Origin of the sequence: Kocuria sp. NPDC057446 (assembly GCF_042802875.1) — a bacterium.
Lineage (GTDB): Bacteria > Actinomycetota > Actinomycetes > Actinomycetales > Micrococcaceae > Kocuria.
This window is the reverse complement of record NZ_JBHVDI010000128.1, coordinates 1-11,607: the sequence shown is the minus strand read 5'-3', so window position 1 is coordinate 11,607 and position 11,607 is coordinate 1. Positions and strand designations below refer to the sequence as shown.

Sequence of the window (11,607 nt, the reverse complement as noted above, 5' to 3'; positions counted from 1 at the left end):
CACCACAGCCACGCTGCTGCCACTGCTGCTGCTCGCTGTTTCGATCATCAACCTCCGCCGACTGCGCCAGGCGACCGAGTTATGAGACCAGGTGTTAACACGCCAATGCCGCCCTGAGTGCATTTTTCGCGCTACGAAGCACCCGTAAACCTCAGGCGGGGATATGACAGGGCCGTCAGCCCCCGAATCGGACCCGCTTCGATCTCCACCTCGGGGCCCGTCAGCGGGAGCCGGGCTCCTCGCTCGAGGACGGCGGGCGCTCGCCGCTCCCCTCGAGCGGCTCCGCGGTGTGGCGCCGCCCCAGTGCCCGCCACAGCATGAACCCGCCGCCGGCGATGAGGGCCAGTGGCCACAGGTAGTCGAGCACGCTCAGCAGCGCCGTGGCCTCCAGGGCGATCAGCACGGCGAGCACCGCCAGCGCCGCGGCGGGGATCCACGCCCACCGTCGTCGTCCCGGTCCGCCGGGCAGGACCGCCACGAGGACGAAGGTGAGTGCGAGGCCGGCGAAGAACAGGGCCCCGGACGCGCGCTCCCCGGCCATCGCGGCGTCCCACGCGGACGTCAGCGCGAGGGTGGTCAGCACCCCGGCGGGGATGATCGCCCACCAGCGCTCGTGCTCGCGCAGGTACACCGCCGCGAAGCCGGCGCCCATCGAGCCCAGGAACAGCGATCCGCCCCACACGGCGGCGCCGGGCAGCCCGGCCTCGCCCGTGAGCACGGTCAGGCCCAGGCCCAGCAGCGCACCGCCGGGCAGCGCCGCCCACCAGTTCTGCCGGCCGGTGGCGAACAGGTACCAGAAGACGGCGGCGGCCGCGAGGAACAGCACGCCCCAGAACAGCCCGACGGCCACCGCGGCCCCCAGGGCCTGGAGCAGCAGCAGAACGCCTGCGACGAGCAGGAGCGCTCCGAACAGAGCACCGACGGTCCGCTGCGTTCTCATTCCCCTCACCTCTCCCGCTTCCAGAGTAGGGCTCCGCCGGGCCGGAGGCGCCGTGTTGCGGGGCTGATGCGCGGGGAAGCTGATCACGGGAGTCGGCGAACGCGCGCACGTCCCCCAAAGGGCGGAACGCCTGACCGAGGGGACCGGTGTCCCCCGCGGCTCCGCGTGGTGAGCGCCGGACTCATCGTCTGGCTCCAACGGTACGAGCCGGCTCTTCATCTTGCATTTCGATCTTCCCATCCCCTCGGGTTCGGATCATGCTTCAGGGAACATCGTTCGCGCACGCTTCCGTGGGGAGATCGGTATGCCGGAGCAGAAGATGGAAAGGCACTACCCGAAAGTGGCGGCACTGCGTCCGCGCACCGAAGGGGACGTGCCCGAAGACGGGCAACGACAGCTCTACCTCGCGCGCACCGTGATGGCGGAGGCCGCGGCAGCAGAGGCCGCCAGACGGGTTCCTCGGAATCCGCGGCTGGTGTCGAGCACCCACGGGGAGATCGGCAGGATGCTGTTTGCCGTCCCCTCCTATGCCGTCGGGGACGTCGACGGCCGCCCGAACCCGCTGGCAGCTGCCTACCGGGACCTGCTGGCCAAGCTCGGCCCGGAGGTCGACCTCGAGGTGATCACGCACGACTCCGTCGTGTCCGACGTGCGCGGCTGGTTCGACGCCGACCGTCCGGGGGGCGTCCACGTCATCACCGTCGCGGATCATCTGCACTTCTCGGTGTGGGCCGAGGACGGCTATGCCGTCGTGCAGGACGACGGTGCGGGAACCCCTGCCTTCGTCGAGCCGTTCTCCTTCCCCCGCTACGCGGACGCCCTCATCGCGGACATCGTGAGCAACCACACCGACATGACTCACACCCAGGCTCCCCTCTACTTCCAGGGAGGGAACCTGCTCATCGGCGACGACTTCTTCCTCATCGGCGCCGACTACCCCGCCAACTCGCTGGGCTACGTGTATCAGGCGATCATCCCGGCTCCGGGGGAGAGCCCTCCGGCCACCGTTCGACGCCTGTACTCGGAGTACCTGGACACGTCCCGGGCGCTGCACTACGTGGGGAGCACCGTTCCCGTCCCGGCTCAGGCGGTCCGGCCGATCACGGTCGACGGGACGGAGTGGCACGAGATCGTCCACTTCGGCAACAAGGCCGGAACGGTCCAGCCGCTCTTCCACATCGACATGTTCATCACCCTGGCGGGCAGGGGCACCGACGGCCGATACCGGATGCTCGTGGGCGACCCCCGCATGGCGGCGCAGATCCTGGACGTGCCGCTCTGGCCCGGGGCCATGCCGGACGTGTTCGACAACATCGCACTTCATCTGGACGCCCTGGGCTTCGACGTCCACCGGAATCCTCTGCCGCTCACCCACGTGGACGACCCGGCGGACAGACTGCGCACCTGGTACTTCGCGACCGGCAACAACGCCCTGACACAGATCGGGAGCGACGGGACGAAGCGCGTGTGGCTGCCCACCTACGGGCACGGCGCATGGAGCGACCTGGCCAGGACGGACGAGGCGAACCGGGAGGTCTGGCAGTCCCTCGGCTTCGAGGTCACGATGCTCGGGGACTTCCACCCGTTCGCCGAGAACCTCGGCGCGGTCCACTGCATCACGAAGTACCTGGACAGAACCGCCGGCCAGGAGCGCCCGCCGGGCGGGGGATGACGCATCCGCTCCGGATCCGAGTGCCGGCCCCGGTTGTCCCGGCCGGTGCGGCTACCGCCCGAGCTCGGCCAGCCGCTCCGCGACGATGCCGGGAATGTCGTAGTCGGTGTGCGCCCCGGCGGTGGTGATCCGCTGCGCCTGGTCGTAGCCGGCCTCCCGGTACTCGGTCTCCGCCTGGGCGGCGGCGTCCAGGGCCGACCAGGACCCGGAGTCGGAGGCGTAGGCGCCGTCCCGGTCGCCCACGACCCAGGTGAGGTCCAGGTCGTCCGTGGCCGGGGTGGCCTCGGCGATGGGCTGGCCGTAGGTGCCGCCGCCGCCGATGAGGGCCGCCCCGGAGCCGGCGGGCAGCCAGTCCATGCCCTCGCGCAGCAGGCTCCGGGAGAGGAATTCCGCGCCGCCGGAGTAGCCGGCCATCAGCACCCCGGCGTCGGTGGTGGGGGTGATGTTGGTGGTGGCGAACTGGCGCACCGCCGCGGCGGTGGCCGCGGTGTCCCCGGCGCGCCAGCTGCGGGTGCCGTTGGGGGCCTCGACGAACACGAAGGCCCGGTTGGTCTCGGCGGCGACCTCGGCCAGGCGGGTGGCGAAGCGCCCCTCCGGCTGCTCGGCGCGGGCGGTGCCGTCCCCGTCGAAGTAGAAGACCGCCCCGGCCGGGCGGTCCCAGTCCACGCCGTCGGCGTAGTAGTGGTAGGTCAGCGCGATGCCGTTGTCGGCGCGGAACGTCCGGTCGGTGCCGCTGACGGGGTGCCAGCCGGTGGAGCTGGTGCTCACGGCGTGGGCCGGGGTGGCCGTGAGGGCGAGCGCCGCGACGGCGAGGAGGCCGGCGCCGGCCCGGAGCAGCGGCGTGCGCACGCGGCGGACCGGGGTGGTGGCGAGGGCTGAGCGGGGGGAGGTCATCGTGGTCGCTTTCATCGTCGGTGATGGGGCGGAGCCATCGCGGGGGTCGCCCGCGGGCACGGAGCGGCGGAGCACTGGGGGAGGGCGTCCCGGCCACCCGGGACAGCCTAGGGGCGTGTGCACCGGCCGCGGCGGATATCGCGCCTGGTGGGAGGGGTGTGCCGCCCGGGACCGGGACGTCCGGAGGGCCGGCGGGCGGATCGTGCGCACCGGGTCGGCCGACGACGACGCCTCCCGCCGCGGGTCCGACCCGCCTTCTAGGCTGGCTCCCACACGCGAGGAACAGGAGGCCGGAATGGCCGGGACGACGGTGGAGGACGTGCTGGCCGAGCTGGCCGCGCTCGAGGATCCCAGGATTCGCGCGGTGAACGAGCGGCACGGCGACGACCACGGGGTGAACCTCACCCAGCTTCGGGCGGTCGCGAAGCGGCTGAAGACGCAGCAGGACCTCGCGCTCGAGCTCTGGGGCACCGGGGACACCGCGGCGCGACTGCTCGCGCTGCTGATCTGCCGGCCGAAGGCGTTCGCACGGGACGAGCTGGACGCCATGGTGCGCGAGACGCGCACGCCGAAGGTGCACGACTGGTTCGTGAACTACGTGGTCAAGAAGAGCCCGCACGCCGAGGACCTGCGCGTGGCCTGGCTGGCCGATCCGGATCCCGTCGTCGCGAGCGCGGGCTGGGCGCTGACCGCGGACCGCGTGGTGAAGAACCCCGAGGGGCTCGACCTCGCCGGTCTGCTCGACGTCGTCGAGGCGGAGATGGGGGACGCCCCCGAGCGCCTGCAGTGGGCGATGAACACCTGCCTGGCGCAGATCGGGATCGAGCACCCCGGGCACCGGCCCCGGGCTCTGGAGATCGGGGAGCGCCTGGAGGTGCTCAAGGACTATCCGACGCCGCCCAACTGCACGTCCCCGTACGCCCCCGTCTGGATCGCCGAGATGGTGCGCCGGCAGAACGCGTCATAGCGGCACCGGTCCCGGGTGGGGCTAGCGTGAGGGCAGCGCGGTCGTGCCGCGCGCTTCAGTCCCGCCGTGAAAGGCCCTGCATGTTCCACCGCTCCGGCGCCGCGCCCCGCCGTCGTCCCGTGCTGCCCGCCCGCGCGGCGTTCTGGATGCAGGCGTCCGTGCTGGTGGTGGTCATGGCCGCCTCCAGCGCGCCCAGTCCGCTGTATCCGCTGTACCAGGACCGGTGGGGCTTCCCGCCGGTCGTGCTGACCGTCATCTTCGCCGCGTACGTGGTGGCGCTGCTCGCCGCGCTGCTCACGGTGGGGGCGCTGTCGGACCACCTGGGGCGCCGCCCGGTGCTGCTGGTCGCCCTGGCCCTGGAGATCGCCGCGATGGCCGTGTTCGTGCTCGCCGACAGCGAGACGACCCTGGTGGTGGCCCGTCTCGTCCAGGGCGTGGCGACCGGCACCGCCACCGGGGCGCTGGGCGCCTACGTCATCGAGCTCGAACCGGAGGGCCGCCGGGGACTGGGGACCGTGATCACCGGGGCGGGACCGGTCCTGGGCCTGGCTGGCGGCGCGGTGGCCTCGAGCCTCATCGTCGCCGCCGCCCCGGGGATGATCGACCTCATCTTCCTCGTGCTGCTGGGACTGCTCGTGCTGCAGCTCGGAGGCACGGCGCTCGGCCCCGAGACCGCGGAGCGTGCTCCCGGGGCGCTGGCCTCGCTGCGCCCACGCGTGTCCTTCCCACCGCAGGTGCGGCGCTCGGCGGTGTGGGTGCTGCCCGCCGCGGCCGCGTGCTGGGCCCTGGGCGGGCTCATCATCTCCCTGGGGCCCAACCTGGTGCGCTCGCTGACCGGGGCGGACTCCGTGGTCCTCACCGGTCTCGTGGTCGCGGCGCTGACGGGCACCGGCGGCATCGCGATCCTCGTCGTCGGCTCGCGCGCCCCCGGGCGGGTGCTCGCCCTGGGCATGGTCCTGCTCGTGGCCGGCATGGCGGCCACGATCGCGGCGCTCGTCGTCGGATCCGTCGGACTGTACTTCGCCGCGACGGTGGTGGCCGGCGTCGGCTTCGGCGCCGGTTTCCTCGGGGTGCTGCGCACGCTCCTGCCGCAGGCGGCGCCGCGCGAACGGGCGGGGCTGCTCTCGGCGATCTACGTGGTCAGCTATCTCTCCCACAGCATCCCCGCCGTGGCGGCGGGTGCGGTGGCGGGCCGGATCGGGCTGGTGCCCACGGCCGTCGGCTACGCCGGCATGGTGCTGCTGCTGGCCGTGGTGGTGCTGCTCGGCCTGCTCCGGAACCGCTCGCGCCGTTCATGAGCTCCGGCGGTGGTGCAGGATGAGCAGCCGGGCGTAGCCGTCCATCAGGCGGTCGATGAGGTCGACCTTCAGGCACTCGTGCTCGGAGATCCTCCGCAGGGTGTGCAGGGCGGTCCCGTCGAACTGCACGGGCGGAGGCAGCTGAAGTCCGTCGCCGGGAGGCTCGACGTCCAGCCGCCACGCGCCCAGGTCCTGCTGCGGGGTGGGATCGTGGGTCGCCGCGCGCCCCCACAGCCGGCCGTCGGTGCCGACGACCACGCCGCGCACGACGTGCCACCCGTGCCCGCACGCCACCCGGGAGAACGCGTGCCCGATCAGGGGATAGGACCGGGCGCCGTGCGGGACGTGCACGAGCTTGGCCGGCTTCAGGCCCTCGCGGCGCAGCAGCTCGCTCGCCTCGACCCCGACCTTCCGCACCTCGTCCAGGGCTCGCGCCAGGGCGGCCTCGCTCGCACCGCGGTTGTCCAGGGTGCGGCGGCGCGGCTCCGGCTCGTGCGGTGCCCGGGCGGCAGCGCGGATGCGCCGTTCGTCCTCGATGCTCATGCCAGCCCCTTGCCTCGGTGGCCACGATTCTATGTGGGCCACCTCACGCAGGTCGTATGTCGGACGAGGCGGTGGACGTGGTTCTCCGCCGGTGCCGAGGGCGGAGGCCCTGGTCGGTCACCCCGGGCCGTCGACCGCGGTTCCCGGGCCGCGGCCGCGCGGTGCCGTCCACGCCGCGGCCGCGCGGCGCTCGGCGTCCCGGCCGAGGGGCCGCGTGCCCCGGCCCCGGACGCGGCGCTCCAGCGCCACCAGCAGCGTGAGCAGGACGACCGCCACCAGCACCTGCCACTCGCCCTCGACCGCTCCGAGGCTCCCGGCGGCGTTCCAGGAGGCGTGCTGGATGCCGATGGCCAGCACGCTGCCGCCCGTGTCCAGCAGGTGCATGCCCAGCAGGTACCGGTAGACGGGCGCCAGCAGGAAGAGCAGCCCGATGTACCTGGCGGTCTCCGCGCTCCAGCCCTCGGCCAGGTACAGCGGCAGGTGGATCGCGGCGAAGGGCAGGCCGGTGAGCAGCGCGGCGGCCGGCAGCCCGTGCCGGGCGGTGAGCCGGGACTGGAGGAACCCGCCCCAGGCGGTCTCCTCCCACAGGTTGAGCACCAGCGCCCCGTAGATCAGGGTGCCGAACAGGTACCACCCCGCCTCGGCCGCCCAGCCGGCCGGAGGACTGCGCAGGGTGCCGGTGGCCGCGGCCAGGGCCAGGGTGAGCACCGGCATGCCCAGCAGGACCACGGCCCAGCGTCCAGCGCCGAAGCGCCAGGCGAAGGCCCGCCCCAGCAGCCGGCGGATCCCGCCCGGACCGTCCGCCAGGCGGGTGACCAGCAGCGCTGAGCCCAGCAGTCCCACGAAGGTCAGGAACAGCAGGAACGGCTCCCCCGGCAGCCCCGTGAGCGCGGGGACCGTCAGCGCCGCCCAGCCCAGGCCCAGGGCCAGGACGAGGAAGACCGTCAGGGGCCGGCCCCGGGTCGGGGAACCGCTCCGGGAGCGGTGGCCGGTGTCCCGGGGGTCCGGGGCGGACGTGGTCATGGTGTTCCTCCCGACCGGTGCGTGCCGTGCGCACCCGGGGACGGCAGACCCAGCCGCCCCCGGGTGCGCACGGTGACGACGACCATCAGCGCGCCGAAGACCAGCGCCGAGATCAGGTAGTACCCGGTGCGCGTCGGCCCGTCAGCGGATCCCTCGAACAGCAGAAGGACCAGTCCTCCGGTGGCGTTCTGGGCGCCGTGGAGCAGCATCACGAGCAGCACGCTGCCGGCGGTGGCGTTGTAGACCCAGGCCAGCACGAACCCGTTGACCACCGTGGCCAGCAGGTGGGCGAGCGTCTCGACCGCGCCCTGACCGAACAGGGCGTTCGGCAGGTGCCAGAGCGCCCAGATCACCGACACGATCAGCGCGGCCGTCAAGGGCCGGTGGCGCTGGTTGGCCGTGGGCTGGGCGTAGCCGCGCCACCCGGGCTCTTCGGCCAGTCCGGTGAAGAGAGCGATGCTCAGCACGCCCAGCGGCAGCTGGGTGTAGAGCAGGGACCAGTTCTGCGCCAGGGACGCAGCCATGGCCGCGGGGTGGAAGACCCAGGTCGCGGCGAGCCCGAGCAGCGGGACGGCGAGAAGGACGAACGCGTACCACACGGGGTGGACCCGCCAGCGGACGATGCTGCGGGCCAGCTCCCCCAGGCCCCGCCGGCCCCGGGTCAGGGCGAGCACCACCACGGCCGCGATCAGGGGGCCGCCGGCGGCGACCTGGATCAGCACCCACACCAGGGCGCCGTCGGGATCCAGGGTGCCGGCCCGGGCTCCGAGGAACCCGCTGATCAGCAGGCTCCAGCTGATGCCGCAGGCGAGCACGGTGTAGGCCAGCAGCCCGTGCCGTCCGGTCCACCGGCGCAGGGCGCCGGCCTGCGCCTCGGGATCCCGCGCGGCGCCGGGCGACCGGCGGGGTGCATCGGAATGATGGGCCATGGGCTGATCTCCTCCGGCCTGGCTCCAGGACCTGATCCGTCGTGGTGCGCCCTGGTGCGTGCCTCTCACAGTGCGCGCCTGAGGAGGCCGGAGCAAGGGCGGACGGCCCAGCAGCGCATGTGTGTCATCGGCCGCCGATGACGGACGACGAACAGCCGCAGCGCGGCCCTTCCTGCTGTCCGGACCGAGGCGCTGCGCCGCAGTGAGCAAGGACGGTCGGGTGCTGTCGGGCTCCGTCCGGTCAGACTGGGGACATGCCGGATCAGGAACGTGATCGACTTCGTGAGCTGCTCGACGCGGTGCTCGATGAGAACAACCGCACGCTCGAGGACATGGCCGGTGGTGCCTGGTCCTCGCCCTACCACTTCAGCCGCCGGTTGACCCGCGGCACCGGGGAGCCGCCGGTGACGATGCGGCGGCGGGTCCTGCTGGAGCGGGCGGCGTGGGAGCTGGGGGCGGGCCGATCGGTGACCGAGGCGGCGTGGGCTGCGGGGTACGAGTCCGTCGACGGTTTCGCCCGCGCCTTCACCAGGGCGTTCGGCCATCCCCCCAGCACCGCCGCCGAGCGGGGCACGAGCCACTGGCTGCCGGCTCCCAACGGCATCCACTTCCACCCTCCGACCTCGCTGTGGGTCGACACCCACGAAGCCGCAGCGACCCGGCCGGCGGCGGCCGACGTGACGGAGCTGATGCTGCACCACGACGTCGAGGACGTCGGAGACCTGCTGGCGCTGGCACAAGGGGTGTCCGAGGAGGAGTACCGCAGGGTGCACGTGCCCGGCAGCGCGCCCTTGAGCTGGGACGGCCCCGACGAGTCGCTCGCCCAGGTGCTGCGCCACCTCGTCGCGACCAAGGAGATCTGGCTGGCGGCCATCGAGGGGCACGACGTCCCGGACACCGAGGACGACGATCCCGTGGCACTGGCGGATCGCCACCGGGAGATCGTCCCCCGGTGGCTGGCCGTGGTCCGGGACATCGACCGCAGAGCTGCGTGGGGCGACCGGATCATCGACGCGCTGTGCGACCCGCCCGAGAGCTTCGTCGTCAGCAGCGTGATCGCCCACGTGCTCACGTTCTCCGCGCACCGGCGCCAGCTGGCCCGGCTGATGCTGCGCCTGGCCGGAGTCGTCCCCGATGCCGGGGACCCGATCGAATGGTTGCAACGACGCACTGGAGGCCTCCGATGACCCGCACCGTCTTCTACACCGCCACCACCCTGGACGGCTACCTCGCCGACGAGCAGGACTCCCTGGAGTGGCTGTTCCGGCAGGACTCCGATCCCGAGGGCCCGTTCCGCTACGACGAGTTCATCGCCGGGGTCGGGGCGGTCGTGATGGGACGCACCACCTACGAGTGGGTCCGCGCGCACCTGCAGGCCTCCGGCGAGGACTGGCCCTACGACATGCCCACCTGGGTGGTCACCCACGCCGAGCTGCCGGGCATCCCCGGGGCCGACCTCCGCTTCGCCCAGGGAGAGGTGGCACCGATCCACGCCGCTCTCGCGGACGCCGCCGGCGGGAAGGACATCTGGGTGGTCGGCGGCGGCGACCTGGCCGCGCAGTTCGCCGAGGCCGGGCTGCTGAACCAGCTCATGGTCTCCATCGCGCCGGTCACGCTCGGGGCGGGCCGCCCCCTGTTCCCTCGCAGGTTCGACCTGGAGCTGACGGACGTGGCCCGCAACCGCGCGTTCGTCTGCGCGACCTACCGCGTGGTGGGCCCGATGGCGCCCTCGGGCGGTGGGCCGGCCTCCTGAACCCGGATGCTCACATGTCGATCCGGTGCGCCTCCCGCAGGTTCACGAAGCGCTCGGGGTTCGAGGTCAGCACGATCACCTGGGTCCGCTCCCCGGCGGTGGTGATGGCCGAGGCCAGCCGGCGGAGCCGCTGGGGGTCGGAGTGGCCCAGGGCGTCGTCGAGCAGCACCGGCACCCCGTCCTCCGGGTCCACGAGCAGGGCGGTGGCGAGCCGGATGAGGATCACCAGCTGCTCCTTGGCGCCCGTGGAGAGGGCGGCGAAGGGCAGCCAGTCGCCGTCGAGCTTGCGCTGCTCCACCTCCAGGGAACCGCTCACCTGCACCTCGAAGTCCGGGCCGTAGACCGACTTGCCGAGGTGCTCCACCTCGGTGCGGAACGGCTGGACGTACTGGGCGTGGGCGCGCTCGCGGTGCTCCAGCAGCGTCCGCTCCAGGAGCAGGGCGGCCTCGGCCCGCCGCTCGATCCCGGCGAGGTGGCGCCGGGCGGCCTCCAACCGGGTCTCGGCCTGGTCGTGGGCCAGCTGCACCCGGTCCCGGCCCATGCCCTCGAGCCGGCCCGCCAGGGACTGGTGACGCCCCCGCCGCTCGGCCAGCAGGGACTCGAGCCCCTCGATCTCGTCCGCGACGTGCTGCTGGTCCGCGAGCACCCGGTCCGCGTCGAGGCCGGCGAGGGCCGCCTCGTGCCCGTCGATCTCCTCCTGGACCGCCTCCAGCGCCGCGGCCGCCGCGGTGACGGCGCGGTCCAGGTCCTCGTCCGGGACCTCGCGGCGGGCGTCCTCGAGCCGTGCCCGGGAGCCGGTGAGGGCGCGCTCCTGCTCGAGCGCGGCGCCCTGCAGGGAGTGCAGCGTCGTCTGCGCGGACTCCAGGGCGGACCGGGCGGCCTGGGCGGCGGCCTCGGCGTGGAGCGCGGCGTCCTCGGCGTCGGTGAGGGCGGTCTCGGCCGCATCGGCCGTCTCCTGGGCGGCGCCGGCAGACTCCGGCAGGGGAGCGTCGTCGTCGCGCCGCTCCCCGTACTGCTCGATCGCGGCGGCGAGGCGGTCCCGGTCGTCGCGCAGGCGGCTCTCGTCCTCGCCGGCGAGCAGCCGGTCCCGCTGGGCCACGGCCTCGCGCACCTGCTGCGCCAGCTCCTGCGCGGCGCGCCACTCGGCGCGGGCCGCGGCGACCGATGAGACCCCGTGCCGCGCCAGCATCGCGGTGAACCGCGCGCTTGCCGTCCGGGCGGCGTCCCGCCTGGCCGCGATGCCCTGCTCCGGGGAGACCCGCAGCCGCCACTCGCCGGGGATCTCGACCTCGACCTCGTCCGTCACGGGGACGGACCACGGCTCCACCGGGTCGATCTCCTCGGTGCTGCCGCCGCGGGTGATCGGGCGCGCGCGGCCCAGCGCGGTCAGCTCCACCCGGGCGCTGCCGGCCGCCAGCTCCGCCTCGGCCGTCTCCGCCGCCCGCTCGGCCCGCTCCAGCTCGTCCAGCACGTCCTCGTCGATCTCCGTGCCGGGGCGGGAGCGCAGATCGGCTAGCTGCGCCCGGACCGCCTCGAGCGAGTCCAGGATCTCGAGCACGCGGCGGTGGCGCTCGACGTCGTCGAGGTG

The 11,607-nt window shown here is 73.5% G+C and carries 11 protein-coding genes; 5 read left to right on the top strand and 6 right to left on the bottom strand.

From position 1 onward, the window contains the following. Positions 1–220 precede the first annotated feature (220 nt). On the bottom strand, positions 221–940 hold the full coding sequence (locus tag ACFU0Y_RS13985) for a hypothetical protein (protein ID WP_380215138.1): 720 nt from the start codon (positions 938–940) through the stop codon (positions 221–223). Between the two features lie 475 nt (positions 941–1,415). Here ACFU0Y_RS13985 and ACFU0Y_RS13980 point away from each other — a divergent pair, with 475 nt between their 5' ends. After that, positions 1,416–2,612 carry a hypothetical protein gene (locus ACFU0Y_RS13980; protein WP_380215137.1) on the top strand — a complete coding sequence of 399 codons (1,197 nt, stop codon included), beginning with the start codon at positions 1,416–1,418 and terminating at the stop codon, positions 2,610–2,612. Positions 2,613–2,663: 51 nt separating this feature from the next. On the opposite strand, the gene ACFU0Y_RS13975 is transcribed toward ACFU0Y_RS13980, so the two are convergent. Then, positions 2,664–3,506, bottom strand: coding sequence for a hypothetical protein (locus tag ACFU0Y_RS13975; protein ID WP_380215136.1), 843 nt, complete (start codon positions 3,504–3,506; stop codon positions 2,664–2,666). A 295-nt stretch (positions 3,507–3,801) separates the two neighbouring features. Here ACFU0Y_RS13975 and ACFU0Y_RS13970 point away from each other — a divergent pair, with 295 nt between their 5' ends. Both ACFU0Y_RS13970 and ACFU0Y_RS13965 read left to right on the top strand, forming a co-directional pair. After that, positions 3,802–4,473, top strand: a complete 672-nt coding sequence (locus ACFU0Y_RS13970; RefSeq protein WP_380215135.1) for a DNA alkylation repair protein — start codon at positions 3,802–3,804, stop codon at positions 4,471–4,473. An 80-nt stretch (positions 4,474–4,553) separates the two neighbouring features. Next, entirely contained in the window at positions 4,554–5,771 is a 1,218-nt protein-coding gene (locus tag ACFU0Y_RS13965) for an MFS transporter (RefSeq protein ID WP_380215134.1), read from the top strand. Here the strand turns inward: ACFU0Y_RS13965 and ACFU0Y_RS13960 are convergent. The 3 genes from ACFU0Y_RS13960 to ACFU0Y_RS13950 form a co-directional block, all read right to left on the bottom strand. Then, positions 5,766–6,314: a hypothetical protein gene (locus ACFU0Y_RS13960; protein WP_380215133.1), complete on the bottom strand. Its 549-nt coding sequence runs from the start codon at positions 6,312–6,314 to the stop codon at positions 5,766–5,768. The genes ACFU0Y_RS13965 and ACFU0Y_RS13960 overlap by 6 nt on opposite strands. Before the next feature lie 117 nt (positions 6,315–6,431). Continuing rightward, positions 6,432–7,337, bottom strand: coding sequence for a CPBP family intramembrane glutamic endopeptidase (locus ACFU0Y_RS13955; protein ID WP_380215132.1), 906 nt, complete (start codon positions 7,335–7,337; stop codon positions 6,432–6,434). Beyond that, a complete protein-coding gene (locus tag ACFU0Y_RS13950; RefSeq protein ID WP_380215131.1) occupies positions 7,334–8,266 on the bottom strand; it encodes a CPBP family intramembrane glutamic endopeptidase in 933 nt (310 codons plus the stop codon). Before ACFU0Y_RS13950 ends, ACFU0Y_RS13955 begins: the two co-directional genes overlap by 4 nt. 254 nt (positions 8,267–8,520) lie before the next feature. On the opposite strand from ACFU0Y_RS13950, the gene ACFU0Y_RS13945 reads away from it, so the two are divergent. Both ACFU0Y_RS13945 and ACFU0Y_RS13940 read left to right on the top strand, forming a co-directional pair. Next, positions 8,521–9,453: a helix-turn-helix domain-containing protein gene (locus tag ACFU0Y_RS13945; RefSeq protein ID WP_380215130.1), complete on the top strand. Its 933-nt coding sequence runs from the start codon at positions 8,521–8,523 to the stop codon at positions 9,451–9,453. Continuing rightward, complete coding sequence (locus ACFU0Y_RS13940) at positions 9,450–10,019, top strand: dihydrofolate reductase family protein (RefSeq protein WP_380215129.1); 570 nt, start codon at positions 9,450–9,452, stop codon at positions 10,017–10,019. The genes ACFU0Y_RS13945 and ACFU0Y_RS13940 overlap by 4 nt, the downstream gene beginning before the upstream one ends. Positions 10,020–10,029: 10 nt before the next feature. Here the strand turns inward: ACFU0Y_RS13940 and ACFU0Y_RS13935 are convergent. Further along, positions 10,030–11,607: hypothetical protein (locus ACFU0Y_RS13935; RefSeq protein WP_380215128.1), on the bottom strand; the 1,578-nt coding region annotated here is incomplete at its 5' end.